This window comes from Candidatus Centipeda massiliensis, from assembly GCF_900290285.1.
Taxonomy (GTDB): domain Bacteria; phylum Bacillota; class Negativicutes; order Selenomonadales; family Selenomonadaceae; genus Centipeda; species Centipeda massiliensis.
Window position 1 is genome coordinate 861,524 of record NZ_LT985754.1, and the last position, 22,996, is coordinate 884,519.

A 22,996-nucleotide genomic window follows, 5' to 3' on the forward strand; every position below is an offset into this window, starting at 1 on the left:
GAGAAAAAACAGCTGCACGAAGTGGATCGCTTCGTGCAGCTGTTTTTACGTATGTACTTCCTTCACCGGTGCGGGCGCTGCCTGAAACAGCGAGATGCCAAGCCCGGCGAGTGCACCGACCACGGCGGGACAGACCCAGCCCATCATGATTGCATAGAACGGAATATACTCCACAAGCAGCGCGTGGATTGGAGCACTGCTTAGACCCGCTGCGTGCAGACCGTCAATCAGAGAGAACACGAGCGTCAGCGCCATCGCGCCCTGATAGATGCTCCTCCGCCAACCGATCATGCGGTCGAACAGAGAGAGGACGACAAACACAATGACAAGAGGATAGATCGTCACGAGGAACGGAATCGCAAGCGCAATGATCTGTGTCAGCCCGATATTTGAGGCGGCAAAGCTAAAGAGAATCGAAAAGAGCAGCAGGCGCTCGTATGAGATGCGGCCTTTCAGCAGCTTGTTGAAGAACATCGCTGCGCTCGATGTGATGCCGCAGCAGGTTGTCAGGCATGCAAGCGCGATGATCACGGCGAGCAGGAGATTGCCCGCAGAGCCGAAGAAGATGCTGACCGCCCCCGATAGAATCTGGCCGCCGTTCTCCGGGTGACTGAGCACCGATGCACTTGTCGCGCCGATATATGCGAGCGAGCCGTAGACTACCGCCATCAGCGTTACCGTAATCAGCCCCGAGATGAGGCATGCAGCACCAATCGCATGGGTGTCCGTAATGCCGCGCAGACGCACCGCATTTGCTACGAGTGCGCCAATGGCGATGGAGGCGAGCAGATCCATCGTTTGATAGCCGTCCTGAAAGCCCTGTGCGAACGGTGCCGCAATGTAATTGCCCGTCGGCTCAAGCACCACACCGAGCGGCGCGTGAAATGCCTGCACAAAGAGAATGGCAAGCACAATGAGAAGTGCGGGTGTCAGCATCTTGCCCACGCGGTCAATGATCTTGTTCGGGTTCCGTGCGAGATAGTAGGACGCACCGAAGAAGAGTGCCGTGTAGATGAGCTGACCAACCGCGAGATTGTCCTCTGCGAGGAAGGGGCGAATCCCAATCTCAAACGAAACGGCTCCCGTGCGCGGCATCGCAAACAGCGGCCCGATGATGAGATAGAGGATCACGAGCAGCACCGTTGCAAAGAGCGGCCATGTTTTACTGCGTAGGAGAGGCACATACTCGCCGCCCGCAAGTGCGATTGCCGTAATCCCGAGCAGCGGAAGCCCGATGCCCGTCGTCATAAAGCCGAGCATTGCAAGGAGCGTGTGCTCGCCTGCCGCCTGTCCGAGCGCGGTTGGGAAGATGAGATTGCCGGCGCCGAAGTAGATGGAGAACATCATAAAGCCGAGCGTCAGCAGGTCTTTCTTTTTCAATGAGTTTATGGCAGTTCCCTCCAAAATTGTTACACAGAATAACAATGAAAATACAATATCCTTCATTATTGCAGAATAAATCGTTTCTGTCAAACGGTTCAGTGGGTGCTGCGGGAAAATTCTTGGGAAGCGTTGATAAAATGATCCGTCAGATTTTTCTCTGCCGGGGAAATTTTGCTTGACAGAAGATGGAGTTATGGATATACTGTTAAAGTGTCGTGTGAACGGCGCAGGAAGATATTATGCGGAAGTAGCTCAGTGGTAGAGCACCACCTTGCCAAGGTGGGGGTCGCGAGTTCGAGCCTCGTTTTCCGCTCCATCTTTCGGCGACATAGCCAAGTGGTAAGGCCGAGGTCTGCAAAACCTTTATCCCCAGTTCGATTCTGGGTGTCGCCTCCAATATGAAATGCGGTCTGGAAGGATTTCTTCCAGACTTTTTTACTATGTGTCTGTGTAAAATGAGAGGAAACGAATGCGGGGACGTTACAAGATACTTGTCTACGGCTGTCAGATGAACATCGCCGACGCGGAGCGCATGGAGGGTCAGCTGCAGGCGGCGGGCTATGCGCGGACGGAGGAGACGGCGGATGCCGACATCATTCTCATCAATACGTGCTGCGTGCGTGAGACGGCAGAGGACAAGGTCTATGGGAAGATCGGCGAGATCAAGAAGCTCAAGGAGAAGAATCCGAAGCTGATCTTCGGCATCGCGGGCTGCATGGCGCAGAAGGAGGGGGATAACCTCATGCGCCGTGCGCCGCACATCGACTTTGTGCTCGGCACGGGGAAGGTGCAGGAGCTTACGCGCATCGTTGCCGAGATTGCGGCGGAGCATTCGCCTGTCGTGGACGTGACGCTCTCGGACAGTGAGATCGCGGAGAACCTGCCTGTCGCACGCGGTGGAAAGTTCTCCGCGTGGGTGCCGATCATGTACGGTTGTAACAACTACTGCACTTACTGCATTGTGCCCTACGTGCGCGGACGTGAGCGCAGCCGCGCACCGGAGGAGGTCGTCGCGGAGGTGCGCCGTGCTGTCGCGGAGGGCTACCGTGAGGTGACGCTCCTCGGACAGAACGTGAACTCCTACGGCAAGGATCACAGGCAGGCGGATTTTGCCGACCTCCTGCGCATGGTGGACGAGGTCGAGGGAATCCGCCGCGTGCGCTTTATGACCTCGCACCCGAAGGACATCAGCGACAAGCTGATTGATACGATCAAGCATGGTGAACACATCTGCGAGCACATCCATCTTCCGGTGCAGTACGGCAGCAACCGCATTTTGAAGGCGATGAACCGCGTCTATACGGTGGAGCAGTACCGTGAGCGTGCGCAGCGCGTGCGTGAAGCACTGCCGGACGCGAGCCTGACGACCGATCTCATTGTAGGGTTTCCGGGGGAGACAGACGAGGACTTTGCCGAGATGCTCGCGTTTCTGCGCGAGATGCGCTACGACTCGGCATATACTTTCCTCTACTCGAAGCGTTCGGGAACGCCTGCCGCGACAATGGCAGATCAGGTGGAGGATGAGGTGAAGCATGCGCGGCTCAATGCACTCATGGAGGAGCAGAACGCGATCAGCCGCGCGATCAATGACCGTCTGCTCGGCGCGGAGGTCGAGGTCATGGTCGAGGGCGCGAGCAAGAACGACCCGACTGTTTGGAGCGGGCGCACGCGCACGAACAAGATTGTGCTCTTCCCGCATGGGAGCGAGCAGGAGGGCGACTTTGTGCAGGTGAAGATCACGCAGCCGCAGACATGGGTGCTGAAGGGCGAGATCGTTCATTGATTACGATGTGAGCCCCACGCGAACACCTCGTTCCGCAAGTGATCGCACACTTGTTCGCCTAAATACCTGCGAATTCCAAACGCGCTTCGCTTGAACGAATAAAATTCGCAGGGGGCGAAACGCGAGAGCGGTCAACGTCAACCAATCACACATCGCTAACGCTCGTGTTCTTGGGACGTTTTCCCATACGACCTGTTTCCCAATCAGCTACGCCCTACGGGCTTGCTTCTTGGACAGGTCAGTATTTTCTCACTTGCTTCACTAGGGTTCGCTCAGGGCTTCACATCATGTATACACCGCACTCACAAAGCCCCCCCTGCCGCAGCGGGGGAGGTGGCACGCGTCAGCGTGACGGTGGGGGCGCTTTGAGCAATGCGCTGCTATCTTTTGTTTTTATCACATGATTTAGGAGGTTTGTTATGGACGCGCAGAACGTCACGCCGATGATGCAGCAGTATCTCTCCGCGAAGGCGGCGCATCCGAACGAACTGCTCTTCTTCCGTCTCGGCGACTTCTATGAGATGTTCTTTGAGGATGCCAAAGTCGCCGCAAAGGAGCTTGGTCTGACGCTTACAAGCCGCAGCGGCGACCTCGACAAAAGCCCCATGTGTGGTGTGCCCTATCACGCAGCGGACAGCTACATCGCGCGTCTTGTCGCAAAGGGGTTCAAGGTGGCGATTGCCGAGCAGATCGGCGATCCGAAGGCAAAGGGATTGACGCATCGTGAGGTAGTCAAGGTTGTGACGCCCGGCACAACGCTCTCGGATGAGGTGCTGCGCGACGCTGCAAATAACTATATTGCACTTCTTCATGAAAAAGAGGATGGAACTTTTGTCCTTGCTGGCGCGGACATCTCGACGGGTGAGTCCTTCTATGCTTCCTATGCGGGCGAGAGCGCCGCACAGCAGATGCTTGACGAGCTCTACCGCCGCATGGTGGCAGAGCTCCTTATGACGGAGGGATTCTCCCTCGCGGATGATGTGCGTGCCTTTGCCGTGCAGCGCCTCCCGCACTGCGCCATCGAGGCGGTTGCGCCACAGACAGATGATGAACTCCTCGTGCAGCATTTTCCTGCTGCGGAGATTCCGACAGGTGCGGGCGCACGCATGGCGGTTGCGACACTCCTGCGCTATCTTCACGACACGGTTCGGACGGATCTCTCACAGATCAACCGCCTCTCGTTTCTCGATGCGGCGGACACGATGCAGCTCGACACCTACACGCTCCGCAATCTCGAGATCACGCGCAGCCTGCGTGACGGCGGCAAGAAAAATACGCTCTTCGATGTGCTCGATTTCACGCGCACGCCGATGGGGACGCGCCTCCTGAAATCGTGGCTTGAGCATCCGCTGCTCGTGCCACATCGCATCGACGCGCGTCTCGATGCCGTGGCGGAGCTGGTTGAGCAGTCCTCGCTGCGCACTTCCCTGCGCGAACAGCTGCGTTCGATCTATGACTTCGAGCGCCTTTTGACGCGCATTGAAACGCAAACGGCAAATGCGCGCGACCTCGTCGCCCTCCGTGTCTCGCTCGCCGCACTCCCTGCCGTACGCGACAACCTCGGCACGGCAAAGAGCAATCTCCTCATGCGCGTGCACGCAGGAATCCAGACCTTTGACGATCTGCGCGATATCTTGGAACGCGCGATTGTGGACGAGCCGGGGCTGTCCGTGCGCGACGGCGGCATCATCCGCACGGGCTACGACACGGCACTCGATGAGCTGCATGCCTTTTCCCGTGACAGCAAATCGCTCCTGCAGGAGATGGAGGAGCGCGAGCGCGCGCGTACGGGCATCAAGACGCTCAAGATCGGCTACAACAAGGTGTTTGGGTATTATATTGAGGTGCGCCACAGTGGGAGGGATCAGGTTCCCGCTGACTACATCCGCAAGCAGACGCTTGCAAATACGGAGCGGTTCATCACGGAGGAGCTGAAGGACTTCGAGGCGAAGATCCTCGGAGCAGAGGAGAAGATCACCGCACTTGAGTACCACATCTTTACGGAGCTGCGCGAGCAGGTGCGGGCGCAGCTTGTCCCCATCCAGAATGTTGCGCGTGCGATCGCCCGTGTCGATGTGCTGCAGAGCCTCGCCGAGGCGGCGGCATCGTATCGTTACGTGCGTCCGACAGTGGCGGACGGTGGAGTGATCCTGATCCGCGATGGGCGGCATCCTCTGGTGGAACGCATCTTAGAGCGCGAGATGTTTGTTCCGAATGATACCGACCTGAGCCACGGCGGCACGGAAACGATGCTGATTACGGGACCGAATATGGCGGGCAAGTCCACCTATATGCGGCAGGTCGCACTCCTCACGCTGATGGCGCAGGTTGGCAGCTTTGTCCCTGCGCGCGCGGCACAGATCGCACCCGTCGACCGTATCTTTACGCGCATCGGCGCGAGCGATGATCTCGTGAGTGGGCAGAGTACGTTCATGGTGGAGATGAACGAGGTCGCGCAGATCCTGCGCGAGGCAACGCGTGACAGCCTTGTGATTCTCGATGAGATCGGGCGCGGGACGAGCACGTTTGACGGCATGAGCATTGCGCGCGCCGTGGTGGAGCACATTGACCAGCGCATTCATGCAAAGACGCTGTTTGCAACGCATTACCACGAGCTGACGGACATGGAGAATGAGCACATCCGCAACTACTGCATTGCCGTGCGCGAAAAGGGGAAGAATGTCGTATTCCTGCGCCGCATCGTTGCGGGGGCGGCGGACAAGTCCTACGGGATCCATGTTGCGCGGCTCGCGGGACTCCCGCCGAAGGTGACGGAGCGCGCGGAGGAGATCCTGCACGCGCTGGAACAAAAAGAGGCGCAGAGCGAAGGTGCAGCGCCCATCCTGGCAAGTCAGGAAACAAAGTCCGCAGACGGAATGACCTCCCTCTTTGCGGACGGGACGCTTGCCGAGCTGCGTACGCTCGACGTGATGACGATGACGCCGCTTGAGGCGATGAATACACTCTATCGCCTGCAGGAGCAGGCACGGAAGGAGGCAGGAGAAACATGACGCAGATTCACGTGCTGGATGATGCTACCATCAACAAGATTGCGGCGGGGGAGGTCGTCGAGCGCCCCGCCTCCGTCGTGAAGGAGCTGGTTGAGAACGCGATGGATGCGGGGGCATCGGCGATTGAAATTGAAATTATGGGGGGCGGGGTCAGTTTTATCCGCGTCACAGATAACGGGCGCGGCATGACGCGCGCGGACGCAGGGGCGGCGATCCTGCGCCACGCGACAAGTAAGATTACATCCGTGTCCGACCTTCAGACTGTTGCAACGCTCGGCTTTCGCGGGGAAGCGCTGCCGACCATCGCCTCCGTCTCGCGCTTTTCTCTCCTCACGCGAAAAGCAACGGACGATCTCGGTACGCGTGTGGATATCCTCGGCGGAAAGCCTCCCGCAGTTGAGGAGGCGGGCTGTGAGATCGGGACGACCGTGCGCGTTGAGGATCTTTTTTTCAATACGCCGGCGCGCAAGAAATTCCTCAAGACGAATACGACCGAGGCGGGGAGAATCAGCGACTATGTGATTCGCCTCGCACTTTCGCGTCCCGATATCGCATTCCGCTTCATCAACAACAACCGACTCACCATCATGACGGCGGGCGATGACAGTCTGCGCCGCACCATCGAGAGCATCTACGGCGGCGATACGGCGGGTGCGCTGATTCCCCTCGACTTCCACGATGAGGAGGCGGAGATTCGCATCACGGGCTACATCTCGAAGCCGTCCATGATCCGCAGCAGCCGCGCATGGCAGACCTATATCGTCAATGGGCGTACGATTCAAAATCGTGCGATTGCAAAGGCGATTGACAACGTTTACCGTGCGCTCGTGCCGAAGATGGGCTTCCCCCTCGCGGTTCTCTGCATAGAGGTCCCGCAGCGGACGATTGATGTGAATGTGCATCCGCAGAAAACGGAGATGAAGTTCGAGGATGAGGGGCGCATCTTCAAGGCGGTCTATAAGGCCGTGCTCGACGCGATTCGCGGTGCGGCGGGGGAGACGGCGGCGATTGCGGCATCGGTTGAAAAGCCGAAATTTCACTGCGAAGCCGTACCCCTGAGCGTCGGTGCAGGGGCGCCATACGCTCCGCAGAGCGCGGGCGCAAGCGCCGCGAACGCACGCACAAACAACTACGCCATGCCGCCCGTCCGTCCACAGACCGTCCACGAGGCGGTGCAGTGGCGCGGACAGCGCGTCGACCTGCGTGTGGCGCAGGATCGTATTGCCGCTGCCCGTGACGAGGAGAGAGCGGCGTTTGCCGCGCAGAATGCTCCTGCCGCTGCACCGCCAAGTGCGGAGCAGGGCGCGGAGATGGAGGAAAAACTCCTCCCCATCGGGCAGGTTGATCTCACCTACATCATTGCCCAGAGCGCACAGAGTCTCTACATCGTCGACCAGCACGCGGCGCACGAGCGCATCCTCTTTGACCGGTTCTCCGCACAGGCGGACGGCATTCCGTCGCAGCAGATGCTCGTCCATGCGATTCTCTCCTTTGACGCGCGCGAGGCGCAGTACATTGAGGAGAATGCGGCACTGTTCGACCGTCTCGGCTTTCATCTTGAACCGGCGGGTGCGCGCGAATACCGCCTCACCGAGGCTCCTGCTGACGTTCCGCTGGATGAGGCGGAGGACACCATTCGCGAGATCCTAGTTTCTCTCGGCGACCTGCATGCCGCAACCCCTGCGAACCTCCGGCAGGCGGGCATTGCGACCATGGCGTGCCGCGCCGCGATCAAGGCGGGCGAGGAACTGAGTGTGCGGCAGATGGAGATCCTGCTTGAGGAGCTGCGCCGTACGCCGTTCCCATTCACCTGTCCGCACGGGCGCCCGACGATTTTGCGCTTCGGTACGCACGACCTTGCAAAGATGTTCAAGCGCACGGGGTTTGGTCTCTGATGGCGGGCAATACGAAACTCCATGCTATCGTTACCACGGTGCGGCGCGGACAGCGGTACACAGAGGCGAACCGAGCGCTTGCGGCGCGCACGGCAAAGTCTCTTGGCATCCTGAATGTCCCACGCGGGAATGATTCGCTCGAAGAGCTGCGCTCGACGTATGATGTGGATGCCGTGCTTGTTGCGCGGCAAGGACTCCTCACGCTCGTAACGGCAGAGGGCGAGCTGTTCTTTCACCCCGGGATGGCACATCTGCGTATCAAAAACCTGCTGCTTGGGCATGGCGATCACCTTGTGCGTGCACTTGGTCTTGCCGAGGGGCTGCACGTTCTCGACTGCACGCTTGGCACGGGCGCGGACGCCATCGTTGAGAGCTTTGCCGTTGGGGAATCGGGGCGCGTCACGGCGCTGGAGTCGAATGCGCTCATCGCGGCAGTCATTGCGGACGGACTTGCACACGCCTTGGGCGATAACTATGAGATGCACGCCGCCATGCGCCGCATTCAAGTGCATCACGCGGACGCACTTACTTTCCTGCGTACGGCGGCAGAGGACAGCTATGATGTCGTCTACTTCGATCCGATGTTTCGCCGTCCGCTGCATGAGAGCGCAGGGATGAATGCCCTGCGCGGCCTTGCCGATCCGCGTGCGCTTACGGAGGAGACGATTGCTGAGGCGCGGCGCGTTGCCCGCTGCCGCGTCGTCATGAAGGAGCGGCGGGAGAGCGCAGAATTTGCCCGCCTCGGATTCACAGAGATCACGGGCGGGCGCTACAGCCGCATCGCGTACGGTGTGATGGAACCCGGAGGATAATATATAGGAAGCACTGATAAATTCAGCCGCGCCATCTTAGCGCATCTTTTTTGCCCGCACTGTGCCCTAGAATCCTCCACATAGCCCCTGCTATGCGTCCGGTTTGTCTCCTTGTTCGGACGCAAAAATCTACGCCAATCTAAGGGTCTATTTTATCAGCGATTCCTATAGACTGTATTTATCGGTGAAAGGGTTTACTAATAATTACATCATGTTGTATAATGCTTCACGTATTGTTTTCACTGTGTGGGGTTGGGATCCTGCGTAGAATGGGGGAATTATATCCATGGAAATGATTTTGGGCTTTATCGTCCTTCTCGTCTGTCTGATTGTCGGTGTGCGTCACGGTGGACTTGGGCTCGCCGTGATCAGTGGCTTCGGTCTTGTGATCTACACGTTTGTCTTCGGCTATCAGCCGGGCAAGCCGCCTGTGGATGTCATGCTGATCATTCTGGCGGTGGTCACCTGCGCGGGCTTCTTGCAGACCTCGGGCGGACTTACGGTCATGCTCAAGTATGCGGAGAAGTTCCTGCGCAACAATCCGAAACACGTTACGATTCTCGCGCCGCTCACGACGTGGTTCCTCACGGTGCTCTGCGGCACGGGGCACGTCGTCTACACCATGTTCCCGATCATCTACGACATTGCGATCAAGCAGGGCATCCGCCCCGAGCGTCCGATGGCGGTTTCGTCCGTTGCCTCGCAGATGGGGATCTGTGCCTCGCCGGTTTCGGTCGCCGTCGTCTCGATGGTTGCATTCCTCTCTGCCTCAGGGCATGAGTTCTCCGTGTTCCAGGTGCTCTCGGTTTCGATTCCTGCGACGGGACTCGGCGTTTTCTTCGCGGCACTCTGGAGCTACCGCCGCGGCAAGGATCTCGAACAGGATGAGCGTTTCCAGGAGTTTATCCGCGACCCCGAGAACAAGAAGTATGTCTATGGCGAGTCGGAAAGCCTCATGGAGAAGGAACTTCCAACGGAGTACTATCGCGCCATGTTCATCTTCTTTGCGGGCATCATTGCCATCGCGCTGCTCGGCAACTTCCCGGAGCTGCTGCCGAAGTTTCCGCCGAAGCCGGATGCGGATCCAAAGGCGATTTCAATGGTCGTTGTCATTCAGATGGTGATGCTGCTCGTGGGTGCGACGATTCTTCTCTCCTGCAAGGTCAAGGCGAAGGATGTCGGCAACTCGCAGGTGTTCCGCTCGGGCGTGGTCGCGCTCGTCTCGGTCTATGGCGTTGCGTGGATGGCGGACACCTACTTCATGAACCACATGGGGTTTCTCAAGGAATTCCTTGGCTCTGCCGTACAGAGCTATCCGTGGGCGTATGCCCTTCTCGCATTCCTCACATCGAAGCTCGTGAATTCGCAGGGCGCGGCGATTGCGATTGTCGTACCGATGGCGATCAACGTGGGAATGGATCCGATCCTTGTCCTCTCGTTCATCTCTGCGTGCTACGGCTATTTCTTCCTGCCGACTTATCCGTCCGATCTGGCGTGCATCGGCTTTGACCGCTCGGGCACGACGCGCATCGGCAAGTACATCCTGAACCACTCGTTCATGATCCCGGGGCTGATCGGTGTCGGCTCGGGCTGCTGCGTCGGCTATGTGGTCGCACATCTGATCTTCTGAAAATACAATCGAAAAGCCTCCCCGCGCGGGGGAGGCTTTTGTGTTCCTGTTACAGTATGGTATGATCGGGCTGGTGGCTGAGGATGTCCTTGCTGAACTCGATGAAGGACTGCGCGGCACGTGAGATGTAGCGGTCGCGCTTCCATGCGAGACCGACATCGACAAATACGGGCGTGGCAAGCGGTATTGCTTTTATGCCCGGTGTGTCGCGAACGATCATGTCAAGCAGGAATGCGTTTCCAACGCCGCTTGCGACGAGCCCCATGATGGTGACGACCTGATTGGACTCCAGCACAATGTTCGGCGTAAAGCCCGCCATCTTCATGTTTTGCAGCATGGTCTGACGAAGGAAGGAGCCCTCTTTGAGCATGATGAGGTTGTGATCCTCAATGTCCTGCAGCGTGATCGCCTTTCGTGCAGCGAGGCTGCTGCCGGCGGGGACGCAGCAGACAACTTGGCTGCGCGACATGGGGAGCAGCTGAAGGTTTGGCGAGGAGTCCGGAATGATGATGATGCCGAAGTCCAGCTCATCGCGTTCCAACTGTTCACGTATGGCAACGGATCCCTCCTCGTGCAGGTAGACGTCGAGATGGGAGTAGCGACGCTGGAAGCTTGAGAAGATTTTTGGAAAGAGATAGGCGCCCATCATTGGTGGGATTCCGATCTTGATGGTGCCCTTCTGCAGCTGCTTGTAGTCGTTGACCTCGAGTACGGCATCCTGTATGTTGCGCAGTGCCACCTCGACGCGTCCGAGGAAGACTGCGCCCTCGGGGGTCAGAGAGAGCTGTTTTTGACTGCGGTCAAAAAGCTGGATGCCAAGTTCTCCTTCGAGTTTCTTGATTGCGACGGTGATGTTCGGTTGAGAGACGCGGAGGCGTTCGGCGGCGCGCGTGATGTTCTTCAGGCGGCTCGCCATCTGGAAATATTCCAACTGCCGTAGTTCCATGTGACCATCCTCCAAATAAGTTTTTTTTATACGCCCTCTATTATATCATATTTTCGATGAATGTATGATAGGATAATATAAATTTATTGAAAAATTTTTCGTCACTTTTAGAGAGTTTTTTTTAAAACTAGGTAGGATTTTTCGGTGTGTTATGGAATAATATAAGAAGATGTAGACGTGTGTCTGATGGATCAGGCGAATGTGCGTTCATCGTTCGAGAGAAATGGAATGGGGGCTTTTGTTTTGGAAAAATCAACGGTTATCGGGCTTATCATGGGGGTTATCTCGATCTTTGTTGGTATGATCCTGAAGGGTGCGCCGCTGACGGCGCTCAATAATCCGGCTGCGTTCCTAATCATCATTGGCGGTACGTTCTCGTGCCTCTTCATTGGGTTCCGCATGGAGCAGCTTGGGAACTTTGTCAATCTGATCAAGAAGACGTGCAAAGTTCCGCAGCTGCAGGAAAAGGGGCAGCTTGTCCAACAGTTCATTGAACTGTCGCAGATCGCGCGTCGAGAGGGGATTCTCGCGCTCGAGAGCAAGGCGCAGGAGATTCAGGATCCGTTCTTCCGCACGGGACTCGGAATGGTGATCGATGGCATGGATCCAGACTTCGTAGGTGATGTCTTGGACGCCGAACTTGCGATCATGCAGGAGCGTCATGCTGAGGGGCGTTCGATGTTTACACAGGCAGGTACATACGCGCCGACGCTGGGCGTTCTGGGCGCGGTTGTCGGTCTGATCGCGGCTCTGGGCAACCTGAACGATATCGACAAACTCGGTCACTCCATCGCAGCTGCATTCGTTGCGACGATTCTGGGTATCTTCACGGGATACGTTCTCTGGATGCCGTTCGCAAACAAGCTGAAGATTATGTCAGAACAGGAAGTCAGTCAGAAGCGCATGATTATCGAGGGGATTCTCTCTCTGCAGGCGGGCGACTCTCCGACGGCGATTGAGGCGAAACTCATGGTCTTCATCCCGCAGACAGAGCGTGAGGCACTGAAGGGAGAGGGCTGATATGGCGCGTAAAAAACATGCGAAGCCGCATGAGGAGGAAGCGGGCGAGGCTTGGCTCCTGCCCTACTCCGATCTGATGACCCTGCTCCTCGCCCTCTTTATCGCGCTGTTTGCGATGTCGCAGACGGATGCCTCGAAGATGCAGGCGCTCGCGCAGGCGTTTACAGCGGCGTTCAACATGGGCGGACCGTCGTTCTTCTCCGGCATGGGACCATCCACGTCAATGACCTCTGCGACGACGCAGGGGCAGGACAATGCGAACAGCGCCTATATGCAGGAAAATGAAAATCTGCGTGAGGCGCAGGAGAAATTGGAGCAGTACATCAAGGAAAATAATCTGCAGGATCAGGTGAGCACAGAACTCTCCGAGGAGGGACTGATGATCCGGCTGAAGGAGAAAGCGCTCTTTGCCTCCGGCTCTGCGGCACTGCAGGGGCAGGCAAACCAGATTGTACCCGTGATCGCGGCGCTCCTCTCATCGCTGCCCGAGCGGGTCACGATCTCCGGACATACGGATAATGTACCGATCTCGACCGCGCAGTTCCCGTCGAACTGGGAACTGAGCTCTGCGCGTGCTGTGAGCCTTATGCGCGGACTGATGGGGGTGCAGCCCTCATTGAATCCAGCGCGGTTCAGTGCGCTTGGCTACAGCGAGTATCGCCCGATTGCATCGAATGATACAGAGGAGGGACGTGCACAGAATCGCCGCGTTGAGGTGTTTATTGCGCGCAGCATGCGCTTCAGTCAGGAGGATTCGATCAGCGCCTCCGACGGTCAGGTGAAGACGAGTGCAAATGCGCCGTCGACGGCGATGCCGACAGCGACAGGAACGAAAGCTGGGGCGGGAACGTCGGAGATCATGGGCGCAGAACAGCGCCCGGCACCGAACACACCGGGACTTGTGCCGTCGCCGCTGCAGCACTGAGCGTATGAATCAACAAGGAATTTTGAAAGGGGCTATTGCGGGCGCAATGGCTCCTTTTTCTGTCAGCGGGCAGGAGGCATCATGATTCTTGGCATCGGCTGTGACATTGTTCGTATTCCGCGTGTGGCGCGCGCCATCGAGAATGAACGATTTTTGACGCGTGTCTACACGGCGGCGGAGCGCAGTTATGCGCAGACACGCGGCAAGGGCATGGCAGCGAGCCTTGCCGCACGTTTTGCAGGCAAGGAGGCCGTACTCAAGGCGTTTGGCACGGGGCTGCGCGACGGAACACTGCGCGACGTGGAGATCCTGCCGGATGCGCTTGGCGCACCTCATGTGTATTTAAGCGGATATTTTGCCAAGCGAGCGGCTGAGATGGGCGTTCAGCGGGTGTGGATTACGCTCAGTCATGAGCGTGCCTATGCGACAGCGTATTGTGTTTTGGAGGGACAGCGATGAAAATATCGTTTGCAGAGGATATGCGGCGCATTGATGCGAGTGTCGCAGAGACTTACGGGCTTCCTGCGCTCGCCCTGATGGAGAATGCAGGGCGGCGGACGGCGGAAGAGGCTGCGGCAATGATCGGCGGAGCGGAGGACAAGGTGTTTGTTGTCTTTGCCGGCGGCGGCAACAATGGTGGAGATGCCTTTGCTGCGGCACGGCATCTCATGAATATGGGGGCGCGCGTAAAACTCTTCTTCACGGGTGAGGCGGAGCGTCTCGGGGCAGCTGCACGCGCGATGCACGATGCCCTGCGCGCCATGGGCGTGGAGATTCGCCTCCTTGTGAGTGACCGCGACTGGGATCGTCTGCGCGTTTCCCTCCGCTTTGCAGATGCCATTGTGGACGGCGTTCTTGGAACCGGTGCGCATGGGGAGCTGAGGAAACCTGTTCTGCGGCTGGTCGAGGAGATCAACACGGCAGGCAAGCCTGTGATGGCGATTGACATTCCAAGCGGTGTGGAGGCGGATACGGGACGGGTCGCCTCTCTCGCCGTGCACGCGAATCGGACGCTGGCACTCGGACTGCCCAAGGTGGGGCACCTCCTCGGGCAGGGCGCGAATGCGACGGGGGAGCTGCTCGTCGACGATATCGGCATCCCGCATGATCTCCTTGCGGGAGAGGAGCTGCGCCAGTCCCTCATAACGCGGGAGTCTGCGGCAAAGCTCCTGCCGATGCGTCGTCGTGATGTGCATAAGGGCAGCTGCGGGCGCATTCTCGTGCTTGCGGGTTCGCTTGGCATGACGGGCGCGGCAGCACTTGCGGCTGAGGCCGCACTCAGAATCGGGGCGGGGGTTGTGACGCTTGGCGTGCCCGAGAAGCTCTATCCGGTTCTCGCGGCAAAGCTGACCGAGGTGATGGTCGTTCCCGTACCGGATGAGGGGGCGGGCTGCTTCGGCGGAGCCAAGTCGCTTGAGACTGCGCTTGCGCTTGCAGAAAAAGCAGATGCCGTGCTGATCGGCCCGGGGATCGGGCGCACGGTGCAGACGGGCGAGTTCGTCCGCCTCTTTGCCGCCGGTGTGAAGGCACCTCTTGTCATGGACGCGGATGCGATCGCTGCGTTCCAAAATCATCTCGATGCGCTGCGCGATCTGCCGCAGGTGCCGATCCTGACACCGCATCTTGGCGAGTTCGCCTGTCTTTTGGGCAAGGATGTGGAGGCGGTGCAGGAGGATCTTCTGCATACTGCGCGTGATGCGGCACGCGAACATCAGGCGGTCTTTGCCCTTAAGAGTGCGTGCACGATTGTCGTCTATCCCGACGGAGATGCGTTCTTTACAACGGTTGGCAATGCGGGGATGGCGACGGCAGGGGCAGGCGATGTACTCGCGGGCACGATCGTCGGACTCATGCGCCAGATGGAGAGCGGCATGACACCAATCGTGGGCGTCTATGCACATGGACGCGCAGGCGATCTCGCTTACGCGCAGAATGGGAACGGGCTCGTGGCGGGCGATATTCTGAAGCTTTTGCCCGAGGCATTGAAGGAACTCGGTTGACAAGACTTCTCTGCAGTACTATGATAGGACGTACATTCGGTAGGAAAGAGGGCATATTATATGGCAAGAGCAGAGATTGATTGGGGAAATTTGGGATTTGCCTATCGTACGCTGCCGCAGCGCTATGTGGCGAATTATGCGAACGGCGCGTGGGGCGAGGGTGGTCTTACCCCCAATGCGACGGTCGAGATCAGTGAGTGTGCTGGGATTCTGCACTACTGTCAGGAGGTCTTTGAGGGGCTGAAGGCATACGAAACGGTGGACGGGCATATCGTGACGTTTCGGCCTGATCTCAATGCGGAGCGTATGTATCACTCGGCGGCGTATCTTGAGATGCCGTCGTTCCCGCAGGAGCGTTTCCTGGAGGCGGTGGATGCGGTGGTCACGGCGAACCGTGACTATGTTCCGCCGTACGGCTCGGATGCTTCTCTTTATCTGCGCCCGTTGATCTTCGCGACGGGCGAGGTCATCGGCGTAAAGCCGGCGGATGCGTATCAGTTCCGTCTCTTTGCAACGCCGGTCGGTCCGTACTTCAAGGACGGTGCAAAGCCCGTGCGCCTCTGCGTGAGCGCATTTGACCGTGCAGCACCACACGGCACGGGGCACATCAAGGCGGGGCTGAACTATGCGATGAGTCTGCATGCCTACATGGCAGCACATGCGGCAGGCTACGATGAGAATATGTTCCTTGATGCGGCGACACGCACATACGTTGAGGAGACCGGCGGTGCCAACTTCCTCTTTGTGACGAAGGACGGTACGGTGGTGACGCCGAAGTCGGGGTCGATTCTGCCGTCGATCACGCGCCGCTCACTCGTTTTCATCGCGGAGCACATTCTCGGCATGAAGGTGGAAGAGCGCCCTGTGGCATTTGCGGAACTCGCAGACTTTGCAGAGGCGGGACTCTGTGGGACGGCAGCCGTGATTTCTCCCGTAGGCTCCGTGACGCACGGGGACAAGGTGATCGCCCTGCCGAGCGGCATGGAGCACATGGGACCCGTTCTGCAGAAGCTGTACGATACGCTGCGCGGCATTCAGCTCGGCACGGTTGAAGCCCCCGAAGGCTGGATTCGCAAGATTTGCTGATACGATTTCGTCCTCTTTGCGAAAGGGTTTTGATGTACTTAAAATCCTTTCGTCGGAGGACGAAATTTTTTTGAAAGAATGGAGCAGGTCACAAGGATTTTTGGGGTTCAGCGAGAAAATGATACTGTAGTATATCATTCTGCCCGTCCTTGCGGCGCAGATTTTCCGCAAAGATGGATTTGGGAGATACGAAGGACGCGTTTCTTTGGGGGTTCTTATGCCGCTTGATTTTACGATGCCGACACAGTTTCGCGGCATTCTGTCGACCATTACACTGCTGGATATTCTCGATATTCTGATCGTGGCGTTCATTCTCTATCGTGTCTATGTCATGCTTGAAGATACGCGTGCCATTACGCTTGCAAAGGGAATCCTTGTTCTGCTCGGCGTGACGGTAGTGACAAGCTACTTTGAGCTGCATGTGATTTCATGGCTCTTGCAGAAGTCCGTGACGCTGCTCTTTGTTGCACTGCCCATTGTCTTTCAGCCGGAGCTGCGGCGTGCGCTGGAGCACCTTGGTCAGGGGCGTTTTTTCCGTGCGAGTGGGCTCTTGGACGACGAGGAGGCACAGAGTACAATCCGTGAGATCCGCAGTGCGGTGAAGATTCTCTCGGCCAACAAAATTGGCGCACTGCTTGTCATTGAGCGTGATATGGGGCTGAATGACATCAGTGCGACGGGCATACAGATCGACGGACTCATCACATCGGATTTTCTCATGAACGTATTCATCCCCAATACACCGCTGCACGATGGTGCGGCGGTGATTCGCGGCAAGCGCCTGATCGCTGCAGGCTGCCTTCTGCCGCTGACGGAGAACCGTACCCTCTCGACAGAGCTTGGGACACGTCACCGTGCAGCAATCGGTCTTTCGGAGCAGTGCGACGCGCTCGTCGTTGTGGTGAGCGAGGAGACGGGGACGATCTCCATTGCCGAAAACGGGCGGATTCACCGTCATCTGGATGGGGATCAGCTGACACATATTCTCTCGCCCGCATTTGCATATAACGCACGCTCGTCGATTTGGGAATTTGTTCGGAGCTGGAGGAAGAAATGATGACAAGGCTTCGGAGCATCGTGCAGCACAATCTGCCGGCAAAGATTGCCGCACTCATCGTGGCGGTTGTCCTCTGGCTCTATGTGATGAACGATCAGAACCCTGCGATTGACGGCAGCTATACCGTTCCGGTGACCATCGAGAATGCGCCGGAGGGGTATCAGATGAATGCCGCTGCAGATACGGTGACGATTCGTGTGCGCGGGCCGCGCTCTCTCTTTGTCGCGGCGGGTCGCAGTGACTTTCATGCACGCATGAATCTCGCCGACTTCATCGAGGGAGAAAAGGCATATACGGTCGAGCCGTCCATCCCTTATGGCTTTGAACTCGTCAGCATCACGCCGGATAAAATTAACGTGACGCTTGACCGCCTCATTCAAAAAACGTTTAAAGCCGAGCTGACCGTCGGAGGATCGCCCGCTGCGGGCTTTACGGTGGACAAGATCAGCCAGACCGATACGGCGGCAACGGCTGCGGGACCTCGCAGCCTTGTGGATCAAGTCGCACATATTGTCGGTCATATCAACCTGAGTGGACAGTCTGCTGACTATACGGCGACGGTTCCCCTTTTTCCGCTGAACAGTGAGGGGCGGGAGGTTGCGGGGGTTACGCTCGTGCCCGCATCTACGGAGGTTGCAATCAAGCTTGCACGCGGGCTTACGCGTAAGGTGGTCGAGGTCGAGGCGAAGGCGAAAAGTGACCTTCCTCCCAATCTGAAGCTGGAGGGAATCACGGTGGAGCCCGCACGCATTGAGATTGCAGGGACGGAGGATGTGATCAGCAAGATCACGCAGATCCAGACGGAGGAGTTCTCTCTTGCCAAGGTGCAGGGCACCGAGCAGCATCAGGTACTGCTGCAGCTGCCTCCGGGAGTCACGGTGACAAATCCGAATGTAACAGTGGAGATTAAAGTTGGAGCAATGCCATGATTCGCGTAAAAAATCTGCGCGTTCCGTATGACGCCGCGCGCCCGCTCGAAGCGTACGCAGCGGAGCGGCTTAAGACATCACCCTGTGCTGTGCATGGGGTGTTTGTTGTTCATAAGGCTCTGGATGCGCGGCGCAGAAGAGGGGCTCCGATCACATGGGTCTATATGCTGGATGTTGCGGTGGAGAATGAGCGCAGTGTACTCATGCGCTTTCGGCGGGACAGCGAGGTCATGTCCGCGTCCGCCGATGAGCCGTTGACAATCCCGCACGTGGGCGCAGGTGTATTCCGTCCCGTTGTCGTGGGCTTTGGTCCTGCGGGGATCTTTGCTGCATGGGTGCTTGCGCGTACGGGGCTTGCACCGCTTGTGCTCGAACGCGGGCAGGACGTGGACAGACGTACGGCTGATGTGGCGCGTTTTTGGCAGACGGGGGTGCTCGATCCTGCGTCGAATGTGCAATTCGGCGAGGGTGGTGCGGGGACGTTTTCGGACGGTAAGCTGACGGCACGCAGCAATGATCCGCGCATGCGGGAGATCATCGAGGCATTTATCCGCGCAGGTGCGCCGGAGGAAATCCGCTATTTGCAGAAGCCTCACATTGGGACGGACATCCTGCGCACCGTGGTGAAGAACCTGCGCATGGATCTCATACGCATGGGCGCAGAGGTGCGCTTTGGTGCGCAGGTGACGGATGTGGAGCTGCGTGCGGGTGCACTTGCGGCACTGCGGGTCAATGATGCGGAGCGGATTCCGGCGGAGGCGGTCTTTCTTGGGATCGGTCACTCCGCGCGCGATACATATACGCTGCTGCATGAGGCAGGAGTTGCGATGGAGTCGAAGGCGTTTGCCGTTGGTGTGCGCATCGAGCATCCGCAGGGATTCATTGATCAGATGCAGTACAAAGCGGCGGCGGGCAGCCCGCAGCTCCCCGCTGCGGACTATGCGATGACGTACCGCGATGCAGCGGGCGGGCGCGGCGTCTATTCGTTCTGTATGTGCCCCGGCGGCATGGTGGTCGCGGCGGCGTCGGAGGAGGGGCGGCTTGTGACGAACGGGATGAGCAACTATCGCCGGAACTCCGGCGTGGCGAACAGTGCGCTGCTCGTGCAGGTTACCCCCTCGGATTGGGGGGCGGGGGTCCTTGGCGGGATCGCCTTTCAGCGGCAGCTTGAAGAACGCGCCTTTTGTGCGGGCGGCGGCGACTACCGTGCGCCTGTGCAGTCGGTCGGGGACTTTCTTGCGGGGCGGACGGGCACGCGCGATTTTCTCGTCATGCCGACGTATGCACCGGGCGTGCGTGCCGCAGATCTGTGCGGCGTGCTGCCGGAGGCGTGTACGGCGTCACTTGCACGCGCGCTGACGTTCTGGGAGGAACGTGTGCCGGGCTTTGGCGCGGCGGATGTGCCGCTGACGGGCGTGGAGTCGCGTTCGTCTGCGCCTTGCCGGATCGTGCGCGATGCGGCGACGATGGAGTCCGTCTCCGCTGCCGGCTTGTATCCAATCGGCGAAGGCGCAGGCTATGCGGGCGGTATCATGAGTGCCGCACTCGACGGGCTGAAAGCGGCACTTGCATTTTTGCATAAGATACAGTAGATTATAGAGATCAAATAGATCATAGGGGGCTGTTCAGAGTGAGACTTTTTGGAACGGATGGCGTGCGCGGCGAGGCAAATACGGAGCTGACGCCGGAGCTGGCGTATCATCTCGGACGTGCGGCAACACTCTATTTTGGTGCACAGGTAGATGTGCGCCCGCGTATTCTGATCGGGCGCGACACGCGGATCTCGGGAGAGATGTTCGAGGCGGCGCTGACGGCGGGGATTTGCTCTGCGGGCGGGCTTGCGCTCATTGCGGGCATTGTTCCGACACCCGCGATTGCCTATCTCACGCGTGAACACAAGGCACAGGCCGGGATTGTGATATCCGCCTCACACAATCCGTTTCCGGATAATGGGATCAAGTTCTTTGGCGGCGACGGTTACAAACTTCCGGATGCGGTGGAGGATGAACTCGAGGAGCTCGTGCACCGTCTGCAGACCAACGATGATGCGGCGCGTCCGACGGGCAAGTCGATTGGGATCGTGGAGTACCGCGACGATCTTCTCAACCAGTATGTCGACTACGTGGTGAGTACCTGCACGGAGCGGTTCGACGGCATGAGGATCGTACTTGACTGTGCGAACGGCGCCGCCTATGAGGCAATGCCGAAGGTGCTGCGCCGCCTCGGTGCCGAGGTCAAGGTGATCCATGCGCTGCCCAGCGGCGTGAACATCAACGACGGCTGCGGCTCGACCCATCTGGAATCGCTGCGCCGCACGGTGCTCGAACGCGGAGCGGATATCGGCATCGCGCACGATGGAGATGCGGATCGCTGCCTCTGCCTGGATGAGCGGGGCGAGCTGATCGACGGTGACCATATCCTTGTGGCGTGCGCCGCTGAGATGATCCGTGCGGGGCGTCTGCCGCACAAGACAGTTGTGACGACGGTGATGGCAAACATCGGCTTCCACAAGGCAATCGCGCAGCTCGGCGGGCGTGTCGAGGTGACGGCGGTCGGTGACCGCTATGTACTTGAGTCCATGCGCCGCAACGGCTATGCCATCGGTGGTGAGCAGTCCGGGCACATCATCTTTGCAGAGCACGCGACGACGGGAGATGGCCTCATTACAGCACTGCAGGTGCTCTCAGCACTCACGCGCAGCGGCAAGAAGGCATCGGAGCTGAACGCCATGATGACGACCTATCCGCAGCTGCTCGTCAATGTGCGCGTGAAGACAAAGGCGGGCTGGGAAGAAAATGCAGCGATCCGCACGGCAATCGCTGAGGGCGAGCGCGTGCTCGGAAGTGAAGGGCGTGTCCTCGTCCGCCCCTCGGGCACGGAGCCGCTCATCCGCGTCATGGCGGAGGGCTGCGATCAGGCACAGCTTGAGGAGGTCTGCGGCGCAATCGTGGAGGTTGTGCGACGGGAACAGGGAGAAGCGTAAATGTCACACGTTTCCGCCGTGCTGCTTGTGCTTCTTGCAGGAACGCTGTGGGCGGCAAGCGGAACGGCGGCGCAGCATTTCTATACGCAGTCCGATCACGTTCCGATTGAGCTCACGCAGGTGCGGCTCTTTCTTTCCAGTGGTCTTTTTTTCCTGCTTGCATGGTGGAGCGGAGGACTGCGGCGCGGTGTGCGTGCGGTGCGCCGCAATCCACGCATCCTTGCGCAGCTGGCGATTCATGGCACCATAGGCATTATGCTCGTCCAATTCACCTATTTTATGGGGATTGCGGAGGGGGATGCCGCTGCGACTACGGTCATTAGCTACACAAGTCCAGCGATGATGATTCTCTACTTTTCCGTGCGCGATCGGCGTCTGCCGTCGGTGGTGGAGGCGGGGACGGTCATTGTTGCCGTAGCGGGGGTGTTTCTGCTCGTGACGGGCGGCGACCTCGGACGACTCTCCGTGCCAATGGCGTGCATTGTGTGGAGCCTGATTTCGGCTGCGACCTTTACCTTTGCGATGATCTACCCGGTTCGTCTGCTGCGGCTCTTTGACCGCTTCTTTCTGCTCGCCGTCTGCATGCTGATCGGCGCCATTTCGCTCTTGCCGCTCACCCATGCGATTGTGGATGTTTGCACATTTTTTACAGCGGGGACGTGGCTGGATCTCTTTGTCATCATCGGACTCGGCACGATTGTCGCCTTTTTCGCCTTCAACTTGGGGCTGCGTTGGCTCTCCTCGGAGGAGACGGCGATTACGGCGACGATCGAGCCGGTGGCAAGCGTCGTCCTTGCATGGCTGATCTTTGATACCCACTTTGTCACCATGCAGGTTTTGGGGATTGTACTCGTCATTGCTGCGATTCTGACACCGAATGTCCTGCGGAAATGGGGGCACACATGAAGATACCCTTGCGCTATCAGATGTCTGAGTACGACTGCGGGCCGACGGCGCTGCTCAACGCGGTGAGCTATCTCTTTCCGCGACGGGAGGTACCGCCCGAGATCATCCGCAGCGTCATGCTCTACACGCTCGACTGCTACGGAGGGGATGGGACGGCGTGCAAGGCGGGAACGTCCCGCATGGCGATGATGTACCTCGCGAACTGGTTGGAAGGTTTTTCGCGCGCGACCAAATTTCCTCTCAGCTGTCAGTATATCGCAGGGCGCGCAGTGCACATCGGTGCGCACAGCTACATCAACGATGCGCTTGTGCGCGGCGGGGTGGCGGTCGTGCGACTTTTCTACGAGGTCGAGCACTACGCCCTCCTCACAGGGGCGACAGCGGAACATATTTATCTCTTTGATCCCTATTATCTCACGCAGGCGGAGCCGGAATTCATGCGCGAACGGATCGTGGTTACGCTCGACCATCCGCACAGCTATAATCGCATCGTACCGTTTGACTGTTTCAACCGTGAAACGCAGGAACTCTATGCCTTTGGTACGGTGGACAGCCGCGAGGCGGTTCTGCTCTTTGATGAGCGGTCGCGCAAGACGGCGGATGATACGATCGAATATTTTATTTGATGGG

Annotated in this window: 18 protein-coding genes, 2 tRNA genes and 1 pseudogene; 18 read left to right on the plus strand and 3 right to left on the minus strand. The window is 58.5% G+C overall.

What is annotated here, in order from left to right; translation table 11 throughout:
* Window positions 1-45: 45 nt before the first annotated feature.
* Entirely contained in the window at window positions 46-1,446 is a 1,401-nt protein-coding gene (gene brnQ, locus C8273_RS04250) for a branched-chain amino acid transport system II carrier protein (protein ID WP_199820995.1), read from the minus strand.
* 178 nt (window positions 1,447-1,624) lie between these two features.
* Between brnQ and C8273_RS04255 the strand changes: the two genes are divergently transcribed.
* From C8273_RS04255 to C8273_RS04280, 6 genes are all read left to right on the plus strand, one after another.
* Window positions 1,625-1,699 (plus strand) — tRNA-Gly (locus tag C8273_RS04255).
* A gap of 6 nt (window positions 1,700-1,705) precedes the next feature.
* Window positions 1,706-1,779, plus strand: a tRNA-Cys gene (locus C8273_RS04260).
* 73 nt (window positions 1,780-1,852) lie between these two features.
* A complete protein-coding gene (gene miaB / locus C8273_RS04265) occupies window positions 1,853-3,166 on the plus strand; it encodes a tRNA (N6-isopentenyl adenosine(37)-C2)-methylthiotransferase MiaB (protein ID WP_106626530.1) in 1,314 nt (437 codons plus the stop codon).
* A 419-nt stretch (window positions 3,167-3,585) separates the two neighbouring features.
* The gene (gene mutS / locus C8273_RS04270; RefSeq protein ID WP_106626531.1) at window positions 3,586-6,177 is read left to right on the plus strand and encodes a DNA mismatch repair protein MutS; all 2,592 of its coding nucleotides are present in this window, start codon (window positions 3,586-3,588) and stop codon (window positions 6,175-6,177) included.
* Complete coding sequence (mutL, locus tag C8273_RS04275) at window positions 6,174-8,072, plus strand: DNA mismatch repair endonuclease MutL (protein ID WP_106626532.1); 1,899 nt, start codon at window positions 6,174-6,176, stop codon at window positions 8,070-8,072. Before mutS ends, mutL begins: the two co-directional genes overlap by 4 nt.
* Entirely contained in the window at window positions 8,072-8,884 is an 813-nt protein-coding gene (locus C8273_RS04280) for a class I SAM-dependent methyltransferase (RefSeq protein ID WP_106626533.1), read from the plus strand. Before mutL ends, C8273_RS04280 begins: the two co-directional genes overlap by 1 nt.
* A 5-nt stretch (window positions 8,885-8,889) precedes the next feature.
* Here C8273_RS04280 and C8273_RS13050 read toward each other — a convergent pair.
* Window positions 8,890-9,009, minus strand: a pseudogene (locus tag C8273_RS13050) (secretion protein HlyD); the annotation flags it as partial.
* A gap of 161 nt (window positions 9,010-9,170) precedes the next feature.
* Between C8273_RS13050 and C8273_RS04290 the strand changes: the two are divergent.
* Window positions 9,171-10,514 (plus strand): anaerobic C4-dicarboxylate transporter, encoded by a 1,344-nt coding sequence (locus tag C8273_RS04290; protein WP_106626535.1) that lies wholly within the window; start codon window positions 9,171-9,173, stop codon window positions 10,512-10,514.
* Window positions 10,515-10,563: 49 nt separating this feature from the next.
* On the opposite strand, the gene C8273_RS04295 is transcribed toward C8273_RS04290, so the two are convergent.
* Window positions 10,564-11,460 (minus strand): LysR family transcriptional regulator, encoded by an 897-nt coding sequence (locus tag C8273_RS04295; RefSeq protein WP_106626536.1) that lies wholly within the window; start codon window positions 11,458-11,460, stop codon window positions 10,564-10,566.
* Between the two features lie 228 nt (window positions 11,461-11,688).
* On the opposite strand from C8273_RS04295, the gene motA reads away from it, so the two are divergent.
* The 11 genes from motA to C8273_RS04350 all read left to right on the plus strand — a co-directional run bounded on the left by motA (window position 11,689) and on the right by C8273_RS04350 (window position 22,992).
* On the plus strand, window positions 11,689-12,480 hold the full coding sequence (gene motA, locus C8273_RS04300; RefSeq protein ID WP_106626835.1) for a flagellar motor stator protein MotA: 792 nt from the start codon (window positions 11,689-11,691) through the stop codon (window positions 12,478-12,480).
* A gap of 1 nt (window position 12,481) precedes the next feature.
* A complete protein-coding gene (locus tag C8273_RS04305; protein ID WP_106626537.1) occupies window positions 12,482-13,405 on the plus strand; it encodes a flagellar motor protein MotB in 924 nt (307 codons plus the stop codon).
* Window positions 13,406-13,486: 81 nt separating this feature from the next.
* Complete coding sequence (gene acpS, locus C8273_RS04310; RefSeq protein WP_106626538.1) at window positions 13,487-13,864, plus strand: holo-ACP synthase; 378 nt, start codon at window positions 13,487-13,489, stop codon at window positions 13,862-13,864.
* Window positions 13,861-15,405 (plus strand): NAD(P)H-hydrate dehydratase, encoded by a 1,545-nt coding sequence (locus C8273_RS04315; protein ID WP_106626539.1) that lies wholly within the window; start codon window positions 13,861-13,863, stop codon window positions 15,403-15,405. The genes acpS and C8273_RS04315 overlap by 4 nt, the downstream gene beginning before the upstream one ends.
* Before the next feature lie 60 nt (window positions 15,406-15,465).
* Entirely contained in the window at window positions 15,466-16,491 is a 1,026-nt protein-coding gene (locus C8273_RS04320; protein WP_106626540.1) for a branched-chain amino acid aminotransferase, read from the plus strand.
* 217 nt (window positions 16,492-16,708) lie between these two features.
* On the plus strand, window positions 16,709-17,548 hold the full coding sequence (cdaA, locus tag C8273_RS04325) for a diadenylate cyclase CdaA (RefSeq protein ID WP_106626541.1): 840 nt from the start codon (window positions 16,709-16,711) through the stop codon (window positions 17,546-17,548).
* On the plus strand, window positions 17,545-18,477 hold the full coding sequence (locus C8273_RS04330; protein WP_106626542.1) for a CdaR family protein: 933 nt from the start codon (window positions 17,545-17,547) through the stop codon (window positions 18,475-18,477). Before cdaA ends, C8273_RS04330 begins: the two co-directional genes overlap by 4 nt.
* A complete protein-coding gene (locus C8273_RS04335) occupies window positions 18,474-20,069 on the plus strand; it encodes an NAD(P)/FAD-dependent oxidoreductase (RefSeq protein ID WP_106626543.1) in 1,596 nt (531 codons plus the stop codon). The genes C8273_RS04330 and C8273_RS04335 overlap by 4 nt, the downstream gene beginning before the upstream one ends.
* 38 nt (window positions 20,070-20,107) lie before the next feature.
* Window positions 20,108-21,460, plus strand: a complete 1,353-nt coding sequence (gene glmM, locus C8273_RS04340; protein WP_106626544.1) for a phosphoglucosamine mutase — start codon at window positions 20,108-20,110, stop codon at window positions 21,458-21,460.
* Window positions 21,461-22,366 (plus strand): DMT family transporter, encoded by a 906-nt coding sequence (locus C8273_RS04345; protein ID WP_106626545.1) that lies wholly within the window; start codon window positions 21,461-21,463, stop codon window positions 22,364-22,366.
* Entirely contained in the window at window positions 22,363-22,992 is a 630-nt protein-coding gene (locus tag C8273_RS04350; RefSeq protein ID WP_106626546.1) for a peptidase C39, read from the plus strand. Before C8273_RS04345 ends, C8273_RS04350 begins: the two co-directional genes overlap by 4 nt.
* The last annotated feature ends 4 nt before the right edge of the window (window positions 22,993-22,996 follow it).

Excerpts from the sequence above, each read along its gene's own strand:
- brnQ (WP_199820995.1), bottom strand. The coding sequence starts at position 1,446 with ATGAAGGATATTGTATTTTCATTGTTATTCTGTGTAACAATTTTGGAG.
- miaB (WP_106626530.1), top strand. The coding sequence starts at position 1,853 with ATGCGGGGACGTTACAAGATACTTGTCTACGGCTGTCAGATGAACATC.
- mutS (WP_106626531.1), top strand. The coding sequence starts at position 3,586 with ATGGACGCGCAGAACGTCACGCCGATGATGCAGCAGTATCTCTCCGCG.
- mutL (WP_106626532.1), top strand. The coding sequence starts at position 6,174 with ATGACGCAGATTCACGTGCTGGATGATGCTACCATCAACAAGATTGCG.
- C8273_RS04280 (WP_106626533.1), top strand. The coding sequence starts at position 8,072 with ATGGCGGGCAATACGAAACTCCATGCTATCGTTACCACGGTGCGGCGC.
- C8273_RS04290 (WP_106626535.1), top strand. The coding sequence starts at position 9,171 with ATGGAAATGATTTTGGGCTTTATCGTCCTTCTCGTCTGTCTGATTGTC.
- C8273_RS04295 (WP_106626536.1), bottom strand. The coding sequence starts at position 11,460 with ATGGAACTACGGCAGTTGGAATATTTCCAGATGGCGAGCCGCCTGAAG.
- motA (WP_106626835.1), top strand. The coding sequence starts at position 11,689 with ATGGGGGCTTTTGTTTTGGAAAAATCAACGGTTATCGGGCTTATCATG.
- C8273_RS04305 (WP_106626537.1), top strand. The coding sequence starts at position 12,482 with ATGGCGCGTAAAAAACATGCGAAGCCGCATGAGGAGGAAGCGGGCGAG.
- acpS (WP_106626538.1), top strand. The coding sequence starts at position 13,487 with ATGATTCTTGGCATCGGCTGTGACATTGTTCGTATTCCGCGTGTGGCG.
- C8273_RS04315 (WP_106626539.1), top strand. The coding sequence starts at position 13,861 with ATGAAAATATCGTTTGCAGAGGATATGCGGCGCATTGATGCGAGTGTC.
- C8273_RS04320 (WP_106626540.1), top strand. The coding sequence starts at position 15,466 with ATGGCAAGAGCAGAGATTGATTGGGGAAATTTGGGATTTGCCTATCGT.
- cdaA (WP_106626541.1), top strand. The coding sequence starts at position 16,709 with ATGCCGCTTGATTTTACGATGCCGACACAGTTTCGCGGCATTCTGTCG.
- C8273_RS04330 (WP_106626542.1), top strand. The coding sequence starts at position 17,545 with ATGATGACAAGGCTTCGGAGCATCGTGCAGCACAATCTGCCGGCAAAG.
- C8273_RS04335 (WP_106626543.1), top strand. The coding sequence starts at position 18,474 with ATGATTCGCGTAAAAAATCTGCGCGTTCCGTATGACGCCGCGCGCCCG.
- C8273_RS04345 (WP_106626545.1), top strand. The coding sequence starts at position 21,461 with ATGTCACACGTTTCCGCCGTGCTGCTTGTGCTTCTTGCAGGAACGCTG.
- C8273_RS04350 (WP_106626546.1), top strand. The coding sequence starts at position 22,363 with ATGAAGATACCCTTGCGCTATCAGATGTCTGAGTACGACTGCGGGCCG.